A 23,948-nucleotide genomic window follows, 5' to 3' on the forward strand; every position below is an offset into this window, starting at 1 on the left:
GGCTGGTTGATGACACGGGGATTGATTTGACGCAATAAGAGGACCTCCGGGTGTTGTGTGGTGCTTGTCGAGAGCGAACACAAACCAGGAGGTCCTCGTGTCCCACCGTAACGCGTTTTTGGCCTATTCGGGGCGTCTTCAGCTGGCCCGGTGCATCGTGAACCGTCGCTGGGGTCCGGCCCGGATCGCGTACCACCTGCACCTGAATGTCTCCACGGTCCACCGCATCCTGACCCGCTACCTGTGTCCGCCGCTGCGCTTCACCGACCCGGCCACAGGGATCAGGATCCGCGGCCGAGACCACGCCCGCCGATACGAATATGCCTGGCCCGGGGAAATGATCCACGTGGACATCAAGAAGCTCGGCCGCATACCCAACGGCGGCGGACACCGCGTTCACGGCCGGGTACAAGGCGAAGCGAACTCCCGGGCCAGGAACCTCGCAGAAGGCCGGTCCAAGGACCGCGGCCAGGTCCGGGGCTATACCTTCCTCCATCACGCAGTGGATGACCATTCCCGATTCGTATACTCCGAGATCCTGCCCGACGAAACCAAAGAGACAGCCTCGGCGTTCATGCGCAACGCCATCACAGCGTTCACCGCCCGGGGCGTCAAAATCCAGCGGGTGCTCACCGATAACGGCTCCTGCTACCGCTCCCGCGCCTTCGCCGCTGTCCTGGCCGAGGCCGGCATCAAGCACAAACGCACACGCCCCTACCGGCCCCAAACCAACGGCAAGGTCGAACGCTTCAACCGCATCCTCCAAGAGGAATGGGCCTACGCCAAGGCCTACAACTCAGAAGCCGAACGGCAAGCCTGTTACCCAGACTTCATCGAGTACTACAATCAGCGCAGGCCCCACACCGCACTCAAAGGCGCCTCACCGGCCAGCCGTGTCACCAACCAACCGGGTTAGTACACCTAGCCGGGGCAGCCGGCAAAGTGCCGGAGCCGTTGCCCCCTTCCCGGGCTGATTCATGTGAGGATCGAAGCATGCCTGACCGCCTCATGCTGCTGGACACCGCATCGCTGTACTTCCGCGCCTTCTACGGACTGCCGGACACGATCCGCCGCGCGGACGGCACACCGGTCAACGCCGTCCGCGGACTGTTGGACATGATCGCCCGGCTCACCACGGACTATGGGGCAACGCACCTCATTGCCTGCTGGGACGACGACTGGCGGCCGCAGTGGCGGGTGGATCTCCTGCCCACCTACAAGGCCCACCGGGTGGCGGAGGCCGTCACTGGTGCCCCGGACGTCGAAGTTGTTCCGGACGCGCTGGAGGCGCAGCTTCCCATGATCCGCCGGGTTCTTGAGCTCGCCGGCATTGCCATTGTGGGTGCCCCCGACCATGAGGCCGACGATGTCGTGGGCACCTATGCGAGCCATGCGGACCTTCCCGTCGACGTGGTCACCGGCGACCGCGACCTCTTCCAGGTCTGCGACGACGAACGGCAGGTCCGCGTGATCTACACCGCCCGCGGCATGAAGAACCTCGAGGTCATTACCGAAGAAGTGGTGGTGGCCAAGTACCGGGTACTGCCCCGGCAGTACGCCGACTACGCAACACTGCGTGGTGACGCCTCCGATGGCCTGCCCGGGGTTGCGGGAATCGGCGAAAAAACCGCGGCCTCGCTGCTGCTGAAATACGGAACCCTGGAGGGCCTGCTGGAGGCGGCCGGGCATCCCGGCAGCGGCATGGCTGGCCCCGTGAAGGCCAAGCTGGCCGCCGCCGCGGACTACCTCTCGGTGGCCCCCGCCGTGGTGAGGCTGGTGCGGGGCCTGGACCTGCCCAGTCCCGAACAGGCGGGTGCGGAACTGAACCCCGTGCCGGATCAACCACGGGCCGAACTCGAACGGCTCGCCACTGAGTGGAACCTGGGCGGCTCGGTCAGGCGGCTCCTGGCGGCGCTTGACCTGCGGCAATAGGCCCGGCGGGTTACGGCGGATGTAGCCGCATGACCCCTGGTTTCGGTTCGCGTCGGCCCGTGTCAGCGTGCTTGAAGAGCCGGGTTTGGCGGTGGTTTGGTGGGGTAACGATCCACACGAGAGGCCAACTTCATGACAGCCACATCAGATCTTGCACCCCGCCGGCTCCGGGACATCCTGGGGACCTTTGCTACCGGGCTGACCGTCATCACCAGCTCAACGGACCAGGGGCCGGCCGGTTTCACCTGCCAGTCGTTCGCATCGTTGTCCCTGGAACCTGCGCTCGTCACGTTCAGCCCTGCCCGCACCTCCAGCACCTGGCCCCTGCTGCGGAGAGCCGGGTCCTTTACCGTCAACGTCCTTCCGGCCGGCCACCAGCACCTTGCAGGACAGTTCGCGCGGTCCGGTGCGGACAAGTTTGCCGGCGTCAGCCACAGCGCCTCCCCTCTGGGGAATCCCATCCTGGACGACGCCCTGGCCTGGATCGACTGCGAACTCCATGCCGAGTACGACGGCGGCGACCACACCATCGTGGTGGCGGCTGTCCGGCACCTGAGCGCCCGCCAGGACGCAGAACCGCTGGTCTTCTTCAAGGGCCGGTACGCCGGGCTGGCCACCGCGGAGCGGCTGCTCGAAGCTGCCGGCTGATCCATCCGGCGGCGGGCACAGGGGGCCGCAGCGGCTGTTTTCCCGCCGCGCCACGCTTGCATCATCCATTTCAGGTAGTAAGCTTGCTGACCATTAGTACTAAGCTTGCTGATTAATTGGAGTGGCGGGAGCGGGTCGAATGAGTGCAGTTGTTGTTGCCATCTGGTCCCTGGTGGCCGCAGCCGGAGCAGGCCTGGCCGCCAGCGCTCCGTACGGCGCCGTGGGCCACGGGGGACAGTACCTCGCCGGCCATGTGCTGCTCGGACTCGGCCTCGGCCAGTTGCTGGCGGCCGTGGTCCGGTATGCCATTCGGCGGATGGTTGCCGGAACGGCAGCCCGGACGTCACCCGCGGCCCTTTCGGGGGTCCCGGCACTGCAAGCCGCTGCCGTACCTGCAGGGGACAGGGCTGCGGGGGACAGCGCAGCCGTGACCGTCCTCTACCCCCGGCCTGCCGCCGTCGTTCCCTTGCGGGGCAGGCATGCCGCCTGACCATCTGCTGCCGGGTGGGGCGCAGGGCTCCCCGCCAAGGCGCCCACACCGAAGGTCATGGACCGGGCTGGCCGCCGCAGTGGCCGCGGCCGCCCTTGTTGCAGGCGCCGTCAGTGTTTCTCCGGGTATGGCCGGTGCGGGGTCGGATGGGGCCACCCTCCGCGGTTTCCAGATCCGCGTTCTCAACGTCACCCAGGCCGCTGCGGAGAACAGGCTGGACGGGGTTCTCGATGCCCTTGAGGCGCTGGAGCGGGACCTCGACCTGGCGGCCGGCCAGGGTTCAATCTCCGCGGCCCGGTACCGGGGCATCGATGCTGCACTGGAGGCTGTCCGGGCAGATGTCACCCGCACCCTCACCGCGCAGTCAGCCTCTGCCGCAGATGCCGCAGCAGCTGTCGCGGCGGCGGAGACGCCAACGGTGAACGTCGCCGCGCCTGAGCCGGCGCCGGCACCGGAAACCCAGCCTGTCCAGCCCCAGCCGGTCCCGCTCCAGCCGGAAGCGCCCGCCGCCGCTGCGGGGCCGGCACCCGAACCCGCGCCGCAGGAACAGAACCTTCCGGAGGCCGCCAAGGAGGCCAGGGAAAAGGGCAAGGGCGCCGGAAAGCCCTGAAACATCCGCTGTGATGGGCCCGGGTGCCAGGGAACCCTGCGCCCGGAACCCCGTGCCTGGCGGGGCTCGTTGTCCGCAACGGACTGACGGGCCGGGCAAAATGGAGGCATGACTTCCCCCAGCGGCCCGCCGGTGCCCCAACCCGGCCGGGCCTTCGACCTACCGGCCATCGGCGGCGGCGGCCTGCCCTTTGCCCGCTCGCTCGCGGCTTTGGCCGAAGCGCTGGGCGATGGCGCGGCGGGAGGAACGGCGGTAGTCCAGGCGCCGCCGGGAACGGGCAAGACCACCCTGGTTCCACCACTTCTCGCCAACCTCGTGGCACGCCCTCCGGCCGGCGCCCCCGCAGCGCCCCGCAGGATTGTTGTCACCCAGCCGCGGCGGGTCGCCGCCCGCGCCGCAGCCCGCCGGCTTGCTGACCTTGACGGCAGCCCGCTAGGCAGCCGTGTGGGTTACACGGTGCGGGGAGAGCGCCGGACTGGACCCGAGACCCTTATCGAATTCGTCACGCCCGGCATCCTGCTGCGACGCCTGCTGGCCGATCCGGACCTGACGGCGGCCGGCGCAGTGGTTCTGGACGAGGTGCACGAACGCGGCCTGGAAACGGATCTCCTGTTTGGCATGCTCACCGAAGTCCGCCAGCTGCGCGGCGACCTCACCGTCGTCGCCATGTCCGCCACCCTGGACGCCCCTAGGTTCGCTGCCCTGCTGGGAGACCACGACGGCGGCGGGCCGGCTCCCATTGTCGGCTGCCCCTCGGCCCTCCATCCGCTGGAGACGGCGTGGTGTCCTGCACCCGGCCCGCGGCTGGACGGCATGGGAGTGACGCGTGCTTTCCTGGATTTCATCGCAGACACCGCCGCCGGGGCCCACCGGCAAGCACTGGCAATGGACCGCGCTGCCGACGCGCTTGTCTTCGTCCCGGGGGCCTGGGAAGTGTCCCGGGTTGCGGCGGGGCTCCGAAGCCGGGTGGGCCCGGGGACTGACGTGCTGGAACTCCACGGCAGGGTGGGCCCGGCCGAGCAGGACCGGGCGGTGTCCGGCCGCCGGCCGGGGGAGAACCCGAGGATCATCGTTTCCACGGACCTGGCCGAGTCGTCGCTGACCGTGCCGGGGGTCCGGCTGGTCATCGATTCGGGGCTGTCCCGTGAACCGCGGCGCGACGCCGCCCGGGGAATGAACGGGCTGGTGACGGTTTCCTGCTCCCGCGCTTCTGCCGACCAGCGTGCGGGACGCGCGGCCCGCCAGGGACCCGGGACCGTGGTCCGCTGCTACAGCCAGCAGGCGTTCGGCGCCGCCCCGGCCCACGTGACCCCGGAAATCACCGTGGCGGACCTTGCCGGAGCCGCCCTGGTGATGGCGTGCTGGGGGTCACCGCGCGGGAAGGGCCTCGCCCTGCCGGACTCCCCGCCCGAGCAGGCCATGGAAGATGCCATGGAAATCCTGCTCGAACTTGGTGCCGTGTCCGGGGATGGCCACGCGACCGCGGCCGGCAGGACCCTGGCGGGCCTTCCGGTTGATCCGCGGCTCGGCCGCGCATTGCTCGACGGCGCCGCTGCCGCCGGTCCCGGGGCGGCAGCCGAGGTGGTGGCCGCCGTGGCCAGTGACGCGCGCGCTCCCGGTGCGGACCTGCCGCGCCTCCTGTCCGACCTCCGAAGCGATAAGGGACCGGCCGGCCGGCGCTGGGCAGACGAGAGCCGCCGCCTCCGGGTCCTGGCGCAGCAAGGAGGGCCGCTGGCTGACATTCCCGGCCTCCCGCCTCTCGCCGGCGGGACCGCACTGGTGGGCGCCGTCGTCGCCCTCGCCTTCCCGGACCGCGTGGCACGCAGGGTTCCCGGCGACGGTCCCGAGCGGTACCTGCTGTCCTCCGGCACCCGGGCCGGACTCCCTGCTGGAAGCAGCCTTGCCGGGCACGAATGGCTGGCAGTGGCTGAGGTGTCCCGACGCGAAGGCAGGGACTCGGCCGGTACCGGTGCCGTGATCCGCGCCGCAGCCCCGCTCTCCGCCGACCTCGCCGAATCAGCCGCATCCCACCTCCTGGTCGAGAACGTGGAGGCGGCCTTGACGCAGGGCCGGGTCACCGCGCGCAAAGTCCGGCGGCTGGGCGCTATTGTCCTCGCGTCCACCCCCGTGCGGCCGTCGCCTGCCGAGGGCCGCGCCGCGGTGGCAGCAGCGCTGCGGAAGGAAGGACTCGCCGCCCTCGCCTGGTCGACGACGGCGGACGCCTTGCGCAGGCGGCTCGCCTTCCTGCATCGCGAGCTGGGGGAGCCGTGGCCGGACGTGTCGGAGGCCGGACTCCTCCGCAGGCTGCAGGACTGGCTGGGACCCGAGCTTGAGTCGCTTGCGGCCGGCGCGGACGTCAACATGATTAACCTTGCCGAGACCCTGCGGCGGCTGCTTCCGTGGCCGGAGGCAGCCAGGATGGAGGAGCTCGCGCCTGAATCACTGGAAGTTCCCAGCGGCTCCAGGGTGCGGATTGACTACCCCGAGTGGTCTGATGTGACGGCGCCGCCGGTGGTGGCCGTCAAACTCCAGGAGTGTTTTGGCCTGGCCGCGACGCCCCGCCTGGTCAATGGCCGGGTGCCGGTGCTGTTCCACTTGCTCTCACCGGCCCGGCGGCCGCTGGCTGTCACCGGGGACCTGGCGTCCTTCTGGTCCGGACCCTACGCCCAGGTCCGGGCCGAAATGCGGGGCCGCTACCCCAGGCATCCCTGGCCCGAAGATCCCTGGTCCGCGCCCGCCACTGCACGGACCAAGCAGCGAAAGTAGCGTCCCGCCGGGACGGCCTCCCCGGCCCGTGAACCGTGCGTGAGATGTCCGATACACGCTTGTTACTTCGCGTCGACGTGCTGAAACATGCGCCGCATAGGCTCGTTTCCACCTGGACAGAGTGGTCCACACGCAGACATGGAAGGACCTACAGATGTTTCTCCTCAACAACCTCAATCTCCTGCTCGACGGCCGCCGGAGCGATGACAGCCGGTTCCCCACGGGCGGAACCGGAAGCACGGAATTCCCCGAAGGACAGCTCACTTCGTCAGCCTGGGAAGGATGGTGGCACGAAGAAGCCGCCTGACAGCCGGTCTTCGGCCGGCCCGGCCCCTGGAACGCCTCCGGCCTCAGCCGGAGGCGCGGACAAAGCGGGCCACCGGCTCCGCCAGGGAGGCGCCCACCTCTGCCGCGGAACGCTTGAGGCCTGCCACCGCAAAGGAATGGTCACCGCCGTCCACCCACTGCAGGACGGCTGAGGGTCCGATCCTGCCCACCACATCCTCCAGGAGTCCGGGGGTAGCGAACGTGTCCCGGCTGCCCTGCAGGAAAAGCATGGGCGCAGTGATGCCGTACAGGTGTTCGTCCCGGAGCTTGTCGGGCTTCCCCGGAGCATGCAGGGGGTAACCCAGGTACACCAGCCCGGCGGCTTCCATCCCCTCCGCGACGGCCATGGAGGCCATCCGTCCGCCGAACGATTTACCGGCCGCCCAGAGCGGGCCGGTGTCGCCGTGGTCCGCCGCCCGCTCCGCCGCCGCCGCCATAGCGGCCCGCCAGGCGGTGATGGCGGCAGGCGGACGGTCCGGAAATATCCGCCCCGCCTCCCGGTAGGGGAAGTTGAAGCGCAGGGTGGCAATGCCCAGGGAGTTCAACCCATCGGTGAACCCGCGCAGGAAGGGGTGCTCCATGCCTGCGCCGGCACCATGGGCCACCACCACGGTGGCGGACGGACTGTCGGGGCGGGCGTACGCGGCAGACACCGTGCCCTCGCCCACAGCGATGGAAAAGTCTGATTCTGTAACGGACATGCCTCCATCTTGCCGGACCGGCTGCGCAAATCTGCCGGGCCTCCGATGCAGGGGTGTACGTTGTCCCCATGGCGAGTGAACAGACCACCCTGACAGTCCCGGGCCCGCACGGCGAGCGCGAAATGCGCATCTCGAGCCCCAGCAGGGTGATCTGGCCCGAACCCGGAATCACCAAACTCGACCTGGCCCGGTACATCACTGACGTCGGGGACGCGTTCATCGCTGCCAATGGCGGCAGGCCAGTGGCGCTGCAGAGGTTCTCGGGCACCATCGAGGGGGAAATGTTCTTCTCCAAGAACCCGCCGAAGGGCGCCCCTGAGTTCATCCGGTCCACGCCCGTGGTGTTCCCGAGCGCCCGCTCACATCCCATGCTGATACTTGACGAGCCCGCCGCCGCGGTGTGGGCAGTGCAGATGAACACCATCGTGTTCCACCCCTGGCCGTCACGCGCGGACAACACGGACAACCCCGACCAGCTCCGCATCGATCTTGACCCCCAGCCTGGAACGGATTTCGACGACGCCGTCCCGGCTGCCGTGGCGCTGAAGGAGGTGCTGGCAGAGGCAGGCCTGGAATGCTTCATCAAGACCTCCGGAAACCGGGGCCTGCACGTGTACGCGCCCGTCGAACCCACCAGGGAATTCCTTGACGTCCGGCATGCCGTGATCGCCGCGGCCCGGGAGCTGGAACGCCGCATGCCGGACAAGGTCACCACGGCCTGGTGGAAGGAAGAGCGCGGCCAGCGGGTGTTCGTGGACTTCAACCAGGCGAACCGGGACCGGACCATCGCAGGCGCCTACAGCCCGCGGCCGCTGGCCCATGCGCCAGTGTCCTGCCCCATCACCTGGGACGAGTTGGGACACGTGGACCCGAAGGACTTCACCATCCTGACCGTGCCGGACCGGCTTAAAACGGTCGGTGACCCTTGGGTCAAAATGCACAGCAAGCCGGGGACCATCGATACCCTGCTCGAATGGTGGGACCGCGACCTCAAGTCCGGGCTGGGCGAACTCCCCTTCCCGCCGGACTACCCCAAAATGCCGGGCGAGCCGCCCCGGGTGCAGCCCAGCAGGGCGCGGAAGCAGGACTAGCCCGCCCGGAAGGGGCTGGCCGCCGCCAGTAACTGCGGCCTGGGCGGAGAACCGGGCCGTCTATTCGAAGCGGGACGGGTCGCCGGTTCCGCGCCGGACCACTTCTGCCACCCCGGAGGAGTAGTCGATCACGGTGGTGGGTTCGGAACCGCAATCGCCGGCGTCGATCACGGCGTCCACCTGGTGGTCCAGGCGTTCCTTGATTTCCCACCCCTGGGTCAGCGGATCCTCCTCGTCGGGCAGCAGCAGGGTGCTTGAGAGCAGCGGCTCGCCCAGTTCTGCCAGCAGCGCCTGGACCACGCGGTTGTCCGGGATCCTCACACCCACGGTCTTCTTCTTGGGATGCAGCAGGCGCTTGGGAACTTCCTTCGTTGCCGGAAGGATGAAGGTGTAGCCGCCCGGGGTGACTGCCTTGATGCTGCGGAAGACATCGTTCCCGATGTTCACGAACTGTCCCAGCTGGGCAAAGTCCCGGCAGACCAGCGTGAAGTGGTGCTTGTCGTCCAGCCGGCGGATGCTCCTGATCCGGTCGAGGGCGTCCCGGTTGCCCACCTGGGCGCCCAGCGCATAGCAGGAATCCGTGGGGTAGGCGATCAGGCCGCCGTCGAGCACTATCTTGACCGCCTGGGTGATGGCGCGCGGCTGGGGGTCCTGGGGGTGAACGTCAAAGTATCTGGCCATGCCCCAGAGCCTACGGCCCAGCCGGACTCTTGTGCACCACCCGTCCCTTTTCCCCTACCACCGGCACCTGCTTTGAGGCAGGATGGTGACTGGTTCCACCATGTCCCGTCCCCACGCCAAGGAGATCCATCATGCCGACCACCCTCAATCCCTACCTCAGCTTCCGCGACAACGCCCGCGAAGCGATGAACTTCTACCAGTCCGTCTTCGGCGGGGAGTTGACCCTGAGCACTTTCGGGGAGTTCCAGGCCAGCGACGATCCTGCGGAGTCGGAGAAGATCATGCACGGCATGCTCACCACCAGCAAAGGGATGGTGCTGATGGGCGCCGACACGCCGAACAGCATGGGGTATACGCCCGGGGCGTCCATTTCCATCTCCCTCAGCGGAGACGATGAAGCAGAACTCCGCGGCTACTACGAGAAGCTCAGCGGCGACGGCGGAACGGTGACCGTGCCCATGGAGCAGTCGCCGTGGGGTGACATTTTCGGCATGTGCACGGACCGCTTTGGCGTGGCCTGGCTGGTCAACGTCAACAGCGCCCAGGGCGCCGCGGGAACTCCCCAGGGCTGATCCGCCGCCCGGCGTGTGCCGTTTCCTGGGGTGGAGGCGGGTTCTTGAGGAGGGTGCCGGGCGGTGCGAGGATTGACGCGTGGAATCCCTCTTTGAGTTCCTGGACGATAAATGGTGGCTGGTCTTCCCCGCGATGGCCTTTGCCGGGCATTGGACCAACTCCCTGCGCAAGGCTGGCGAACGGCGGCACCGGCGAAAAGTGGAGCTGTACACGCTCAGGAACCAGTCCCGCGAACTCGAAAGGGCCTCGGCAGCGGACGTTGAAGCGCTTGTTGCCACCCACGACGCCATCAATAAGCGCTGGCTGGATTATGAGCTGGACGTGGGGAAGCTCATCGATTTTCCGCTCATGACCGATGTCCGCGAACCGCTCACGGTCGCCTTCCTCCGGGCGAAGAGGGAGGCGGACGGCCAGCGCCCGGATTCCCCGGAGGACATGACCTCGCCCTCGCGGCTGGAAGCCTACCGGAAGGCGGTCAACAGCTTCGCGGTGGCGCTGGACGTGGCCGAACGTGAAGCCCTCCGGATCAGGGACAGCAAGTTCACCGGCCCGGAACGCGAACGCCTTGCCACTGCCCGGCAGTTGCTGAGGATCGCCGGGGACCATGCCGCAACGCCAGCCGAGCGGCAGGCAGCCTATAAGCGCGCCCGCCGCGAACTCGATGGCCTCATCGTCCTGCCCGATGCCACCCTTGCCGCCCTGGAACGGCAGGCAGCGCCAGGGCTTGACGCCGGCCGGGAACCGTCCGATTTCCGCCACCGCTAGGTTCCCTGGACCACCGGCCGTGACCCGCACGCTCTATATCGACGTCGACGGCGTTATCTGTCCTTTCGGACCGGAAGGCGCCAGCGGCTGGGGAACCGGCTGGAAAAATTCCACCGCGGGGCTCCTGCCCGTGGCCTACGCGCCGGAACTGGTGGACGCGCTCAACAGGATCGCCGCCACGCCAGGGGTGCGGTGCGTCTGGCTCACCAGCTGGGAAGAACTCGCCCCGCAGTACCTGTGCCCGGCCATCGGCCTGGACGGGGCACGGTGGCCCTACCTGACGGCGGATGGAGCGGGTACGGGCGCCGGCTGGTGGAAGCTTGCGGCCATTCAGGACGATGTGGAGGAGACCGGCCCGGAAGCCGTGGCGTGGATTGACGACCAGCTCGCATTCGAGGCAGAAGCGCAGTCCTGGGCCAGGCTCCTGGGCCGCCGGATCCTGGCCCTGTCCCCGGACCCGCGGCGCGGAATCTCGCCCGCCGAACTGCAGCGGGTGCAGTCATTTCTGGTGCGGCCGTTGTTTTGACCTGATGCCGGGGACGCGTACGATCGATAAGGTTTCACGCCGGTTGTGTTAACGCCACAGGTCATTCCAAGCGAACAGCTGGTGAATTATGCTGTGCAAGGCAGCCGGGGGAGATGAAACTGCTGAACGTCGACTCTGCAGATTGGGCAACAGGTGGATATCACCTTCATGGTGGCGCTGGTCATCGCACTGGCACTATTTTTCGACTTCACGAACGGCTTCCATGACACCGCGAATGCCATGGCCACGCCCATTGCGACCGGTGCCATCAAGCCGAAGACCGCGGTGACCCTGGCGGCCATCCTGAACCTCGTGGGCGCGTTCCTGTCCACCGAGGTGGCCAAGACGGTCTCCGGCGGAATCATCCGGGAAGGGTCGGACGGGATCCAGATCACCCCGGACATCATTTTCGCCGGCCTCATGGGCGCCATCCTCTGGAACATGATCACGTGGCTCAAGGGCCTGCCGTCGAGTTCCTCGCACGCGCTGTTCGGCGGTCTGATCGGCGCCGCGATCGCCGGCATCGGCTTCAACTCGATCAACCTCGAGGGCCTGATGCAAAAGGTCATCCTCCCCGCCATCTTCGCTCCGCTGATCGCCGGCATTGTCGCCTACATCTGCACGCGGCTGGCATACGCCCTGACGTCCCGGCATGATCCGGAGACCGGCAGCAAGCTCACCCAGAAGCGCGGCGGTTTCCGTACGGGACAGATCTTCACCTCAAGCCTGGTAGCCCTGGCCCACGGCACCAACGATGCCCAGAAGACCATGGGCATCATCACCCTGGTGCTGATCGCCGCCGGCACCCAGGAACCCGGATCCGGTCCCCAGTTCTGGGTGATTGCCGCGTGCGCCCTCGCCATCGCCGTGGGCACCTACGCCGGCGGATGGCGCATCATCCGCACCATGGGTGCCGGCCTCACCGAAGTGAAGCCCGCCCAGGGTTTCGCGGCCGAGACCAGCACCGCGTCCGCGATCCTTGCGTCCTCGCACCTCGGCTTTGCGCTCTCCACTACCCAGGTGGCGTCCGGTTCCGTGATCGGATCCGGCATGGGCCGGAAGGGAACCAGCGTCCGCTGGAGCATGGTGGGCAAGATCGCCCTTGGCTGGCTGTTCACTCTTCCGGCCGCAGGCATTGTGGGGGCGCTGACCGCCCTGCTGGTCAAGACCGGTGTGATCGGCGTCCTGATCGCCGCCGTTGCCGGCACGGCAGCTGTCCTCTTTATGTTCTTTTACTCTCGCAAGTCCGCCGTCGGCCACCACAACGCCATCGAGGTGGAGGAAGCCGGCCAGGCCGTGCGCTTCGCCAAAAAGAAGGCCATGGCGCGTGCGCGCGCCCACGCCAAGGCCCAGGCAAAGGCTGACGCTGACGCCAACAACCAGAAGGAGACTCAGCGATGAAGTGGTTGGAACTCCTGACCGTTGCCGGCGCCACCCTGGCGGCCGCGGTTACAGTTGTGGTCCTCTACTCGCTCGGCGTTCGGCTCACCGCCATCGCCGCTGACGTCCAGCAGACGTCCCCGGGTATCAAGCGGTCGCTTGCCTACATTTGCTTCGGCCTGTGCAGCCTGGCGGTTCTTTTCGGCCTGTACCTGATCATTCCGTACTTCTCCGGCTGACCAGGCCCCTTTCTCTTCCCCAGCTCGACGCCGGCAGTGCCCTAAACGGTCTGGCGTGAGCCGGTTTCTGCCCACCCGTTTCTGGTCCAGGCAGTCTCTGGCAGGCACTGGCGTGGTTGGCTAGGCTTGGCCCATGCCTCGCATCCAGTACTACGTCGCCGCCTCCCTGGACGGCTTCATTGCCACCCCCACTGATGACCTGGACTGGCTCCTGCAGTTCGACGGGTTCGAAGGCGGCAAGGAAAGCTACGAGTCGTTCATGGCGGATGTGGGCTGCATCGTCATGGGCGGAGAAACCTACTCCTGGCTTTTGGAGCACGAACCGGACAACTGGCCTTACCCCGGCACGCCGTCCTACGTGTTCACCCATCATGAGTACCCGGTCCCGGCAGGCGCTGACATCACGTTCGTCCGCGGGGATGTCACCGAGTTCGCAGCGGACTTCGAACGGGACGCGGGCGGCAGGAACGTCTGGGTGGTGGGCGGCGGCAACCTTGCCGCGCAGTTCGCCGCCGCCGGCCTGCTCCACGAAATTATCCTGTCCGTGATACCCGTCGTATTGGGAAGCGGCAAGCGGCTGCTCCCTTTGGAAGGGCCGACGCCGCCGCTCGAGCTGGTTGCCTCCCGCACCATGGGCAGGGGCATCGTTGAGCTGCGGTACCTTTTGGATGGCAGCGTGGCCAGCGGCACATAGGTCAACGGCGTAAAACGGTCGGCATGCAGATCAATGACCGCGCAGCCGCCCGGTCAGCCGCTGCCATAGAAGAACTCCTCCAGCTCGACTTCTGCCTGGGATAGCCCGCGATGAAGCAGATCCGCGGGGCGGTGTGCCTGCCCTCTGTGACGTTCCCGGCGCTGCTCACCGGGTTTCAGGTGCGCGGGCATGGCGGACAGGGCAGACTCCGGCCAGTGGGGTGGTTCCCAGTCCTGGTGTTCGCTTTTGTACTGGCGGCCGGTGGGTGATGTCCAGCCGGGAGGTTGGTTTTTGGTGGCTGGTGTTGGGGTCCAGCCCCTGGTGTGCCGGAGTTTGTGGTGTTTTGGGCAGGGTTGTCCGAGGTTGCTGATTCCGGTGGTGCCGCCGTGGTGCCAGGCGAGGAGGTGGTCTGCCTCGTTATCCAAAGAGCTGTTGCTGCAGCCGGGGAAGGGGCATTTGCCGTCGCGCAGCCGGAGCCAGTTCCGCATGGCTTTGGTGACCCGGTAGCTGGTGCGCCCGATTTCCAGCGGGGCGCCGTCCCGCGGGTCAATCAGGACGCGGTGGAACGAATCGGCGCCGTTGGCGACCAGGTCCCTCGCCATGGAGGCTGGGATGGGTCCGTATCCGTCGAGCATTGCTGGTTCGTCGGTCAGGCCCATGAGGGCGAAGACCGGGACGGTGACGAGGACCTGGGCCCGGATCGACGACGACGGGGCGGGATCCGTTCCTGCATCTGCCCCGCTGCTGGTATCTGCCGCGGCGCTGGTGCCTGCCGCGACGCTGGTGTCTGCCGCGACGCTGGTATCTGCAGGAATGCCGGGACTGTCGGTACTCCCGCGACTGCTGCTGCTGGTGTTGGTGCCGCTGGTGAGGATGGCTTGGGCGAAGGTGTCGGCGCGGAGTTGGGTGAGGGTGCGGGCCTCGTGGGGGCCTTGCATTCCCCGGGAGAGGGCGGTGAGCCGGTTCCAGCCTGCCATGGCCTGGTCGGCGGGGAGGCAGGCCGAGAGCCAGGCCATGCCGTCCTGGTCAGGCCGGTATTCGATCCGCCGGTCCGCCGCGGCCTTGGTATGGCGTTGCTCGATGGATTCGGTGTGGTGGCGTTCGCGCCAGGTCCGGGCTTTGTGTTTGAACCGGTGAGCGGGCATCTCCCCGATCTTTGCTGCGGCGGCTGGTCGTGGTGTGTGCGGGTCCAGGAAGTGGGCTTCCAGGGCGGCGGCGCCGGCGGGGTCGAGGGTGGCTGCCTCGTCCGCCATGACCCGGGCGTGTTGCCACGAGATCGTGCCGGCGTGCAGGGCCGCGAGGGTCAGGGGCAGGGTGGTGGTCAGTGCGTGGGATGCGGACAGGAACGTGCTGGCGGCCCGCGGCCCGAGGGCCAGCACGCACCCGATCTCGGCGGCCACGGCCATTTCCTGTGCCGGCACCGGCATTCCGGGAGGGGCCAGGGCGTGGGCGGTGTCGGCGTATTTCATGGCAGCGCGGGCCTTCAGCCCCGCCACGCCGGCTTCCACCGCCGCCGCACCGGCGAGGATGTCCAGGCTCCCGTCTGCCAGCCCGGCTAAGGGATCGGCAGCGGAGAACGGCTCCGAACCGCGCCCGTCCACCTCCGCATCGAGCACGGCAAGGGCGGCCCTGATCTCCGCAAACGCCCTCGCCACCGCTTCCCTGCCCATAAACCCATCCTGCCAAGGGGGTCCGACAATGAGGCGGACAGCCCACGGCGGAGATTTCCTCAGCGGCTTTGCCACCGGAAATCGCCAATCCTGCCCCGCCTGCTGGCGCCCAGGTGACCCTGGCGGACCCTGATTGAGCCGGGAGCCGGGAGCCAGGGGTCGGGAGCCGGTGGGCTCTATAGCGGCGGCAGCGCCACGGTAGTTTCGCCAAACAGGAGTGTTACCTGACCCGAACTGTCTATCCCGGTTGGAGTCCTGATGATGTAGGTGCGCGGCGCCATGTCGGCTGTGCAGTTGGGTCCGCCGCGGGTGTCGAGGCCCAGTTTAATGGTGTGAGGATCGGCAACGTCGATGGAGGACGGAAACGCAGGGCAGCTCGAACTGCCGGCCAGCACAATGGCGAACCTGGCGCCGTCGTCCAGCCAGCCTGCCGTCGGAAAAGGGTATGCAAGATCCCGGCCGGAGGAGTCTGGCTTGGCAGTGATTGCCTGAGCTGGGAGCCCGCCCGCGTGCTCAGATTCAGCAACTGACGCAGGTGCAGCGGAACACGCGGTCAGCAGCAAAGAGACACCGGCAATCCAGGTTCCGCTGATCCTGCGCATGCGTTCAGGTTAAGGGGCCTCCGTGTGCATCGTCACTGTCAGCCGTCCTTAGTCGTCCCCTGCAACGGACTGACCCGCCGCTTTTGGACGGGGCTCGGGGATGTTGTCCCGGATCATATTGGTGATGCGTGCCGTGGACAGCCGCCTGCCCTGCTCGTCTGTCATCACGATCTCATGGGTGGCCAGGGTCCGGCCCAGATGGATGGCTGTGCACGTTCCCGTCACGGTTCCGGTGGAGATGGAGCGGTGATGGGTGGCGTTGACCTCGATGCCCACCGCATGGCGGCCCGGCCCGGCATGCATCCCGGCGGCGAAGGATCCCAGTGTTTCGGCGAGCACCACGTGCGCCCCGCCGTGCAGGATTCCCGCGACCTGCGTGTTGCCCTCCACCGGCATGGTGGCAACGCTGCGCCCGGGGCTCATCTCCTGGAACCGGATCCCCATTTTCACCACCAGGGCGCCGATCCCGAACTGCCCAAGCCAGGCATGCAGGTGCTCAGGGATGCCGGCGGCGGAAAGCTCTTCGGCGAAGGGGCCGGGCGTGAAATTGTCCATCATGGCAACTAGGCTGGCACCTGTGAGTGAAACAACCAAACCGGCCCCTTTCCCGTCCCAAACCCTGCAGGAGGACAACGCCCCGCAGGGCTCGATCGCCCTCCAGGACGCTGCAGTCGGGGAAGGTGCAGGTCAGGACAACGTTGGGGTCCCGGCCGGCGGGTCCGTTTCAGCGACCGCCGCCCCCGTAGTCCCCATGACCGGCCAGCCGCGGCTGCTCGTCCTGGACGGCCACTCCATGGCCTTCCGCGCTTTTTTCGCGCTGCCTGCGGACAAGTTCTCAACCACCAACGGGCAGCACACTAACGCCATCCACGGATTCACCTCCATGCTGATCAACCTCATCAAGGAGCAGCAGCCAACCCACATCGCCGTGGCCTTCGACGTCTCCGACGAGTCCACCCACCGCAAGACCGAGTACAGCGAATACAAGGGTGGCCGGAACGAAACCCCCCGGGAGATGAACAACCAGATTGACCTCATTGGGCAGGTCATGGAGGCCTGGGGCATCAAGACCATCAAAATGCCCGGTTATGAGGCTGATGACATCCTGGCCACCCTCGCCGCCATGGGTGAAAAGGCCGGGTACGAGGTACTGCTGGTGTCGGGGGACCGGGACGCATTCCAGCTCATCACGGACAACGTCTTTGTGCTGTACCCCAAAAAGGGCGTCAGCGATATTCCGCGGATGGATGCCGCCGCCATCGAGGCAAAGTACTTCGTCAGCCCCGGCAGGTACTCCGACCTCGCCGCACTGGTGGGCGAAACCGCGGACAACCTCCCGGGCGTGCCCGGCGTCGGACCGAAGACCGCAGCCAAGTGGATCAACCTCTACGGGGGACTCGAGGGCGTCCTGGAACACCTGGATTCCATTGGCGGCAAGGTGGGCGACGCGCTGCGCGAGAACGTCGACGCCGTGAAGCGGAACCGCCGGCTGAACCAGCTCCACACGGACCTTGAACTCCCCGTCACACTCGATGACCTGTACCAGCCGCGCCCTGACCAGGCAGCACTCGAGGACCTCTTCGACAAACTTGAATTCAAGACCATCCGCAACAGGCTCTTCGCGCTGTACGGCGATGAGGACAAGCCGGCCGCCGAGCGGGAGAGCATCGACACTCCCGAGTACGTCACCCCGGGTGACGCCGCGGAACTGTCCGCGTTCCTGGCCGCGGGCGCCGGACAACGCTCCGCCCTCGCGGTAGACCTCATCCCCGGCCGCATCGGCGAGGACGCCGCAGCGCTGGCCATCGTACGGAACGGCGCCGCCGCCTACATTGACCTGTCCGGACAGGATGCCGAGACGGAGAACGTCCTGGCTGCCTGGCTGCGCGACCCCGGCGCTCCGAAAGTCATGCACGGCTTCAAGGCCGCCCTCAAAGCCCTGAGTTCCCGTGGGCTGGAGCTGGACGGCGTCGTGGACGATACCTCCATCTCCGGCTACCTCATCCAGCCCGACCGGCGCACCTATGAACTCGCCGAGCTGGCCCAGCACCACCTGAACGTGGGTATCCCTGGCGCAACAGCCAAGGCAGGGCAGCTGGAGCTCTCCTTCGACGGCGAGGACGATGCCGCCGCCGACGCGCTGGTCCAGGCCGCCGCCGTCGTCCTTGCCCTCAGCAGCTACTTCGAATCGGAACTGAAGGAGCGCCGGGCCGAGGAACTCCTGTCCACGCTGGAGCTGCCCGTCAGCCGGGTCCTTGCGGACATGGAACTCGCCGGCATCGGCATCGACATGGCACGCATGGACGACCAGCTCGCCGACCTTGCCAGGGTCATCGACCAGGCGCAGGAGCAGGCCTTTGCGGCGATCGGCCACGAGGTCAACCTGGGCTCGCCCAAGCAGCTCCAGACTGTCCTGTTCGAGGAACTCCAGCTGCCCAAGACCAAGAAGATCAAGTCGGGCTACACCACGGACGCGGCCTCGCTGAAGAACCTGCTGGAAAAGACCGGGCACGAGTTCCTGGTGCAGCTGATGGCCCACCGCGAGGCCGCCAAGCTGCGCCAGATGCTTGAATCCCTGAAGAAATCGGTGGCAGAGGACGGCCGCATCCACACCACGTACGCGCAGAACGTGGCAGCAACGGGCCGGATCTCCTCCAACAACCCCAACCTGCAGAACATCCCCATCCGCAGCGAGGAAGGCCGTCGCGTTCGGGGCATCTTCGTGGTGGGGGAGGGTTACGAATGCCTGCTGTCCGCAGACTACTCGCAGATTGAGATGCGCATCATGGCGCACCTGTCCGGCGACCAGGGCCTCATCCAGGCCTACAAGGACGGCGAGGACCTGCACCGGTTCGTCGGCTCGAACATCTTCCGCGTGCCCACCGAAGAGGTCACCAGCGCCATGCGCTCGAAGGTGAAGGCCATGTCCTATGGCCTGGCCTACGGCCTGACGTCCTTCGGCCTGTCCAAGCAGCTGGAGATCTCCGTCGATGAAGCACGGACCCTCATGAAGGACTACTTCGACCGGTTCGGCGCCGTCCGCGACTACCTTCGCGGCGTCGTCGACCAGGCCCGCGTGGACGGCTACACGGCCACCATCGAGGGACGCCGGCGGTACCTGCCGGACCTGACCAGCACGGACAGGCAGCTGCGCGAAAACGCCGAACGCATCGCACTGAACAGCCCCATCCAGGGCTCGGCGGCGGACATCATCAAGCGTGCCATGCTCGGTGTCCACGCTGAACTGAAGGCCCAGGGGCTGAAGTCACGGATGCTGCTGCAGGTCCATGACGAACTCGTCCTGGAAGTCGCCACCGGCGAACGCGCCGCCGTGGAGAAACTGGTCACCGAGCAGATGGCTGCCGCGGCGGACCTGAGCGTTCCGCTTGAGGTCCAGATCGGCGTCGGACCCAGCTGGTACGACGCCGGGCACTAAGCCCACGCGCAAGGCAAAAAGAGGTGGGACGGACAACCGTCCCACCTCTTTCACGTTGTCAGCAAGGCCCTGCCGCAGGGCAGGGCCTGCCGTCAGCTGTTCCTTGTTGCCTCCCGCCGCTGCCTCAGCCGCTCCAGCAGGTCGTGCTCAGCGTCCTCGCCGGGAGCGATGCCGGCCGGGATGCGGAACAGCAGGACCGCTCCGAGCATCCACCAGAGGCCGAACAGGATCCACGGCGGCGGGGTGAGGGCTGCGGGCATGCCCGGCATGTAGAGGCTAAGCAGTCCCAGGCAGAGAACCACCGCGGCAACGCCGATCATGATGCCGCCGTTGCCCTGGCCGCCCACGCGGAGCGGGCGGTCCATCCCGGGCTCGCGCCGGCGCAGGATCACGAACACCACAGAGACCAGGATGTAGGCGATAACGATGCTGGGCGCTCCCGAATCCACAAGCCAGCCGAGCATCGATACGCCGAAGAACGGCGCAACAAAGGACAGCACGCCGATGAACAGGAGCGCGTTGACCGGCGTGCGGTACTTCGGATGCAGTTTGGCGAACCACGCGGGCAGCATCCCGGACCGTGCCATCGAGAACATCAGGCGCGAGGCACCCAGGAGCAGCGAGTTCCAGGAGGTCAGGATTCCCGCGATTCCACCGGCAATCAGGATCTTGGCCATCACGTCACTGCCGAACAGCGCACCCATGGCATCGGCTGTTGCAATGTCCGCCTGTGCTATCTCGCCCGCGGGCATCGCCGAGGACGTGGTCAGGACCGTCATGACGTACCAGATCGTTGCGAGGATGACGGCGACGACGACGAGCCTGCCTATCTGCCGTGCCGGAATGTCCACTTCTTCGGCTGACTGCGGGATGACGTCGAAGCCCACGAACAGGAACGGAACCACCACCAGGACGGCGAAGTAGCCGTTCAGGCCGCCCGTGAAGAAGGGCTCCATGTTCGTCGCCGAACCTCCAACGAAGGAACCGAACACCAGCATCAGGCCAATGACCAGCAGGAAAACCACAACGAACGTCTGGGCAACACCGGCAAGCTTCACCCCGAGGATGTTGATTCCGGTGATCACGACCGCTGCGACAGCCCCCACCAGCGCCCAGGTCAGGTGCACCTGATAGCCGGCCACTTCCCACAGGGGGATCTGGCTGAGGTTCGGGAAGAGTTATTGCGCAGTCCGGGGCAGCGCCACGGCCTCAAAGGCAACGATGGTGATATACCCGCCGGTGATGGCCCAGGAGCCGATGAAGGACCACCGTGGGCCCATTCCGCGGAGCAGGAAGTTGTGTTCACCACCCGCCTTCGGCATGGCCGCGGTCAGCTCGGCGTAGGTGAGACCCACCACGCCCATGATGGCGCCACCGGTGATCATGGCCAGGACGGCCCCCATGGTCCCGGCTGACGCGATCCAGCCGCCGGTGAGGACCACCCAGCCGAAGCCGATCATGGCTCCGAATCCGAGCGCCAGGGCATCCCAGTTGCCCGGACTTTCAGCAGGGATGCGTCCGGTGTTTGTTCTGCTTGAGAAACTTGCATGTGTCCTCGCTAGGGTCAGGTACTGCGGGCAGAAATGTCACGTGGGTCCAGACCGCGTGTCCCACGCCTGTGAAGCACGTCACGTCCTGCTCCAACTTAGACCCACTGGGCTGGCAGCGCACTGCACATTGGCCCAGGATGCTGCGGCCGAAGTTGAACAGGATCCCGATGGCGGGTGCCTGCGGCGGTGCTGCGGCCGTGGCGCGTGGGTGACTGGTGAAGGCCGCCGGCCATGACTAGGCTCGTATCCGTGGCAGAACTGAGTGGCAACTATGAAATCCGGCGCTTTGGCGCAGTCTCCGAGGGCAAGGACGGGTACGCGGAGGCGGAAGCCTGGTCCCGTGCTGTGTCCTTCGGATTCCATGAATCCACCAGGACTCCGGAGCACGTGGCAAAATCGCTCGCCACGTACGAAGCCGACCGCCGGGTGCTCACCGGCGTCTACCAGACTGGGGCGGTGGCGCCGTCCTCCCTGCCGGCAACGGTGCCGGTGGCCACCTTCGCCACCTTCCGCAAGACCCTCAATATCGGATTTGGCCGGATGCTCGAATCCCAGATGGTCACATCGGTGACGGTGCGCACGTCGCACCGGCGGCGGGGCCTCCTGCGGGCGATGATGAGCGAGGACCTGCGCCTCGCCAAGGATGACGGCATCGCCATGGCCGCCCTTACCGCCTCGGAAGGCACCATCTACGGCCGCTTCGGGTACGGCGTGGCCAGCTTTGAGCGCTCCGTCAAGGTGGACACCACTGCGCGCTTCAACCTCCGCCACCTGCCTGCCGGAAGCGTCGAGGTTGCCGATCCCAAAGCGCTGCTGCGCCTGGCCCCGGAGGTCTTCGAGCGGGTGCACCGGCTTACCCCCGGGTCCATGGGGAGGCAGGACTGGTACCGACAGTTGGCCTCAGGGTCCCTGGGCCGTGACGGCAAGGAGGACCCGGCAATCAAAGTCGCGCTCCACTACGGCCCGGGCGGCGACATTGACGGCTACGTCTCCTACAAGTTCCTGGGCTGGGACACGGAGCCCTACACCGTGGAGGTCGTGGACCTCGTGGCGGCGGGCCATGACGCCTACCTGGAACTGTGGCAGTTCCTTGGCGCCATCGACCTCGTGGAACGCGTTTCATGGGACGAGGCGCCGGTTGACGACCCCCTGGCATGGGCACTCGACGATCCTCGCTGCATCGATTCGTCGGACAGCCGGGACATGCTGTGGCTCCGCATCCTCGACGCCCGCAAGGCGCTGGAAGCCCGGCACTACCCGGCGGATGGCCGGCTTGTTTTCGGCATTGCGGACCCGCTCGGCCTGACGGCAGGGAAGTACGCCCTGGACGTCGACGGCGGCCAGGCCGCCGTCGAGCGCCTGCCGGACACCGCCCAGGCGGACCTGGCTCTGGATGTCTCCGCCCTGTCCTCGATCTACCTGGGCGGGGTGTGTCCTGTCACGCTGGCCGCGGCAGGGCGGATCACCGAAAACACCCCCGGCGCCACCCTGAAAGCACGGCAGATGTTCGCGGTGGAACGGGCAACGCACTGCCTCACCCACTTCTGAGCCGCAGGGACGGGCTCACGCAGGGGCGCCGCTTTGACCCCTGTTACGGGCAGCGACTAGAATAAACGGGCGTGTACTGCGTGTGCCTTTGCAGTCCATGCCACAGTAATCCACAAAAAATCAGGATGACCCGGAGGATCCGTCGGATTCACCGCGAATCGCGCCTGCGTTCCATAACGCGGGCGCGCCGGTTTGCCTGACCGACTAACTATCCACAACGGAGCCCCTACTACATGACCATCACCTCCACCGAGAAGCCCGGTACCCCCGTAGTCGCCATTAACGACATCGGTACCGCTGAGGACTTCCTCGCAGCAGTCGACGCCACCATTAAGTACTTCAACGACGGAGACCTCGTCGAAGGTACCGTCGTCAAGGTCGACCGCGATGAAGTCCTGCTCGACATCGGTTACAAGACCGAAGGTGTCATCCCCTCCCGCGAGCTGTCCATCAAGCACGACGTTGATCCCGGAGACGTCGTCTCCGTTGGCGATCAGGTCGAAGCCCTGGTGCTCACCAAGGAAGACAAAGAAGGCCGCCTGATCCTCTCCAAGAAGCGCGCTCAGTACGAGCGTGCCTGGGGCGACATCGAGAAGGTCAAGGAAGAAGACGGTGTTGTCACCGGTACCGTCATCGAGGTCGTCAAGGGTGGTCTTATCCTCGACATCGGCCTGCGCGGCTTCCTGCCCGCATCCCTCGTCGAGATGCGCCGTGTGCGCGACCTGGCTCCGTACATCGGCCAGCAGATCGAAGCCAAGATCATCGAGCTGGACAAGAACCGCAACAACGTTGTTCTGTCCCGCCGTGCATGGCTCGAGCAGACCCAGTCCGAGGTCCGCTCCACGTTCCTCAACAAGCTGGAAAAGGGCCAGGTCCGTCCCGGCGTCGTTTCCTCCATCGTTAACTTCGGTGCCTTCGTGGACCTGGGCGGCGTAGACGGCCTGGTTCACGTTTCCGAGCTGTCCTGGAAGCACATCGACCACCCGTCCGAGGTCGTCGAAGTTGGCCAGGAAGTCACCGTCGAGGTTCTTGAGGTCGACCTGGACCGCGAGCGCGTTTCCCTGTCGCTCAAGGCTACGCAGGAAGATCCGTGGCAGACCTTCGCCCGCACCCACGCCCTCGGCCAGGTTGTTCCGGGTAAGGTCACCAAGCTGGTTCCGTTCGGTGCGTTCGTCCGCGTCGAAGACGGCATCGAAGGCCTGGTCCACATCTCCGAGCTGGCTGTCCGCCACGTGGAGCTGGCCGAGCAGGTTGTCTCCGTTGGCGACGAGCTGTTCGTCAAGGTCATCGACATCGACCTGGAACGCCGCCGCATCTCGCTGTCCCTCAAGCAGGCCAACGAGGGCGTCGACGCCGACAGCACCGAATTCGATCCGGCTCTGTACGGTATGGCCGCAGAGTACGACGAAGAGGGCAACTACAAGTACCCCGAGGGCTTCGATCCCGAGTCCAACGAGTGGCTTGAAGGCTACGAGAACCAGCGCGCCGCCTGGGAGCAGCAGTACGCTGACGCCCAGACCCGCTGGGAAGCCCACAAGAAGCAGGTTGCCCAGCACGCTGCCGACGACGCTGCTGCTGCAACGTCCGGTGACAGCGATTCCGGCACCACCAGCTACTCCTCGGAGCCGGCTGCTGAGTCCAACGCCGGTGCAGGCACGCTTGCATCCGACGAGGCTCTCGCCGCTCTGCGCGAGAAGCTGACCGGCAACTAATTGCCCC

General features: G+C 66.7%; 22 protein-coding genes and 1 pseudogene. 17 read left to right on the top strand and 6 right to left on the bottom strand.

The window, feature by feature from the left end; all coding sequences use genetic code 11:
• The first annotated feature begins 118 nt into the window (after window positions 1-118).
• From AC4BCK_RS09665 to AC4BCK_RS09695, 7 genes are all read left to right on the top strand, one after another.
• Window positions 119-916 (top strand): IS481 family transposase, encoded by a 798-nt coding sequence (locus AC4BCK_RS09665; RefSeq protein ID WP_490566904.1) that lies wholly within the window; start codon window positions 119-121, stop codon window positions 914-916.
• A 77-nt stretch (window positions 917-993) separates the two neighbouring features.
• Entirely contained in the window at window positions 994-1,932 is a 939-nt protein-coding gene (locus AC4BCK_RS09670; RefSeq protein ID WP_363955772.1) for a 5'-3' exonuclease, read from the top strand.
• Window positions 1,933-2,064: 132 nt separating this feature from the next.
• Window positions 2,065-2,580, top strand: coding sequence for a flavin reductase family protein (locus AC4BCK_RS09675; RefSeq protein ID WP_363955775.1), 516 nt, complete (start codon window positions 2,065-2,067; stop codon window positions 2,578-2,580).
• A 139-nt stretch (window positions 2,581-2,719) separates the two neighbouring features.
• On the top strand, window positions 2,720-3,070 hold the full coding sequence (locus AC4BCK_RS09680) for a hypothetical protein (RefSeq protein ID WP_174174643.1): 351 nt from the start codon (window positions 2,720-2,722) through the stop codon (window positions 3,068-3,070).
• On the top strand, window positions 3,060-3,680 hold the full coding sequence (locus tag AC4BCK_RS09685) for a hypothetical protein (protein WP_363935791.1): 621 nt from the start codon (window positions 3,060-3,062) through the stop codon (window positions 3,678-3,680). The genes AC4BCK_RS09680 and AC4BCK_RS09685 overlap by 11 nt, the downstream gene beginning before the upstream one ends.
• A 108-nt stretch (window positions 3,681-3,788) precedes the next feature.
• Window positions 3,789-6,446 (top strand): ATP-dependent helicase HrpB, encoded by a 2,658-nt coding sequence (gene hrpB / locus AC4BCK_RS09690; protein ID WP_490566867.1) that lies wholly within the window; start codon window positions 3,789-3,791, stop codon window positions 6,444-6,446.
• A 154-nt stretch (window positions 6,447-6,600) separates the two neighbouring features.
• The gene (locus tag AC4BCK_RS09695; RefSeq protein WP_174174637.1) at window positions 6,601-6,753 is read left to right on the top strand and encodes a hypothetical protein; all 153 of its coding nucleotides are present in this window, start codon (window positions 6,601-6,603) and stop codon (window positions 6,751-6,753) included.
• 43 nt (window positions 6,754-6,796) lie between these two features.
• On the opposite strand, the gene AC4BCK_RS09700 is transcribed toward AC4BCK_RS09695, so the two are convergent.
• On the bottom strand, window positions 6,797-7,474 hold the full coding sequence (locus AC4BCK_RS09700; RefSeq protein ID WP_490566868.1) for an alpha/beta hydrolase family protein: 678 nt from the start codon (window positions 7,472-7,474) through the stop codon (window positions 6,797-6,799).
• Window positions 7,475-7,542: 68 nt separating this feature from the next.
• On the opposite strand from AC4BCK_RS09700, the gene ligD reads away from it, so the two are divergent.
• Complete coding sequence (gene ligD, locus AC4BCK_RS09705; protein ID WP_363935798.1) at window positions 7,543-8,565, top strand: non-homologous end-joining DNA ligase; 1,023 nt, start codon at window positions 7,543-7,545, stop codon at window positions 8,563-8,565.
• 60 nt (window positions 8,566-8,625) lie between these two features.
• Here ligD and AC4BCK_RS09710 read toward each other — a convergent pair whose 3' ends face one another.
• A complete protein-coding gene (locus tag AC4BCK_RS09710; RefSeq protein WP_174174631.1) occupies window positions 8,626-9,246 on the bottom strand; it encodes an L-threonylcarbamoyladenylate synthase in 621 nt (206 codons plus the stop codon).
• A gap of 131 nt (window positions 9,247-9,377) precedes the next feature.
• Here AC4BCK_RS09710 and AC4BCK_RS09715 point away from each other — a divergent pair, with 131 nt between their 5' ends.
• The 6 genes from AC4BCK_RS09715 (at window position 9,378) to AC4BCK_RS09740 (ending at window position 13,423) form a co-directional block, all read left to right on the top strand.
• Window positions 9,378-9,818: a VOC family protein gene (locus AC4BCK_RS09715; RefSeq protein ID WP_251420171.1), complete on the top strand. Its 441-nt coding sequence runs from the start codon at window positions 9,378-9,380 to the stop codon at window positions 9,816-9,818.
• 79 nt (window positions 9,819-9,897) lie between these two features.
• Entirely contained in the window at window positions 9,898-10,584 is a 687-nt protein-coding gene (locus AC4BCK_RS09720) for a hypothetical protein (protein WP_174174627.1), read from the top strand.
• A 19-nt stretch (window positions 10,585-10,603) separates the two neighbouring features.
• The gene (locus AC4BCK_RS09725; RefSeq protein WP_363935804.1) at window positions 10,604-11,110 is read left to right on the top strand and encodes an HAD domain-containing protein; all 507 of its coding nucleotides are present in this window, start codon (window positions 10,604-10,606) and stop codon (window positions 11,108-11,110) included.
• A 153-nt stretch (window positions 11,111-11,263) separates the two neighbouring features.
• Window positions 11,264-12,511 (top strand): inorganic phosphate transporter, encoded by a 1,248-nt coding sequence (locus AC4BCK_RS09730; RefSeq protein ID WP_366278141.1) that lies wholly within the window; start codon window positions 11,264-11,266, stop codon window positions 12,509-12,511.
• Window positions 12,508-12,729 (top strand): hypothetical protein, encoded by a 222-nt coding sequence (locus AC4BCK_RS09735; RefSeq protein WP_066275545.1) that lies wholly within the window; start codon window positions 12,508-12,510, stop codon window positions 12,727-12,729. The genes AC4BCK_RS09730 and AC4BCK_RS09735 overlap by 4 nt, the downstream gene beginning before the upstream one ends.
• 133 nt (window positions 12,730-12,862) lie before the next feature.
• Window positions 12,863-13,423, top strand: a complete 561-nt coding sequence (locus AC4BCK_RS09740) for a dihydrofolate reductase family protein (protein ID WP_174174622.1) — start codon at window positions 12,863-12,865, stop codon at window positions 13,421-13,423.
• Window positions 13,424-13,476: 53 nt separating this feature from the next.
• Here AC4BCK_RS09740 and AC4BCK_RS09745 read toward each other — a convergent pair whose 3' ends face one another.
• The 3 genes from AC4BCK_RS09745 to AC4BCK_RS09755 form a co-directional block, all read right to left on the bottom strand.
• On the bottom strand, window positions 13,477-15,093 hold the full coding sequence (locus AC4BCK_RS09745) for an HNH endonuclease signature motif containing protein (protein WP_490566869.1): 1,617 nt from the start codon (window positions 15,091-15,093) through the stop codon (window positions 13,477-13,479).
• A gap of 176 nt (window positions 15,094-15,269) precedes the next feature.
• Window positions 15,270-15,695 carry a hypothetical protein gene (locus AC4BCK_RS09750; RefSeq protein ID WP_363935812.1) on the bottom strand — a complete coding sequence of 142 codons (426 nt, stop codon included), beginning with the start codon at window positions 15,693-15,695 and terminating at the stop codon, window positions 15,270-15,272.
• 48 nt (window positions 15,696-15,743) lie between these two features.
• Window positions 15,744-16,253: a hotdog fold thioesterase gene (locus AC4BCK_RS09755; protein ID WP_174174620.1), complete on the bottom strand. Its 510-nt coding sequence runs from the start codon at window positions 16,251-16,253 to the stop codon at window positions 15,744-15,746.
• A 235-nt stretch (window positions 16,254-16,488) separates the two neighbouring features.
• Between AC4BCK_RS09755 and polA the strand changes: the two genes are divergently transcribed.
• On the top strand, window positions 16,489-19,131 hold the full coding sequence (gene polA / locus AC4BCK_RS09760) for a DNA polymerase I (protein WP_366278225.1): 2,643 nt from the start codon (window positions 16,489-16,491) through the stop codon (window positions 19,129-19,131).
• Between the two features lie 92 nt (window positions 19,132-19,223).
• On the opposite strand, the pseudogene AC4BCK_RS09765 reads toward polA, so the two are convergent.
• Window positions 19,224-20,591: pseudogene (locus AC4BCK_RS09765) on the bottom strand (APC family permease).
• Window positions 20,592-20,912: 321 nt separating this feature from the next.
• Between AC4BCK_RS09765 and AC4BCK_RS09770 the strand changes: the two are divergent.
• A complete protein-coding gene (locus AC4BCK_RS09770) occupies window positions 20,913-22,229 on the top strand; it encodes a GNAT family N-acetyltransferase (protein WP_174174616.1) in 1,317 nt (438 codons plus the stop codon).
• 233 nt (window positions 22,230-22,462) lie between these two features.
• Entirely contained in the window at window positions 22,463-23,941 is a 1,479-nt protein-coding gene (gene rpsA / locus AC4BCK_RS09775; protein WP_013600871.1) for a 30S ribosomal protein S1, read from the top strand.
• Window positions 23,942-23,948 lie beyond the last annotated feature (7 nt).

It is taken from the genome of Pseudarthrobacter sp. As-47 (assembly GCF_058215595.1).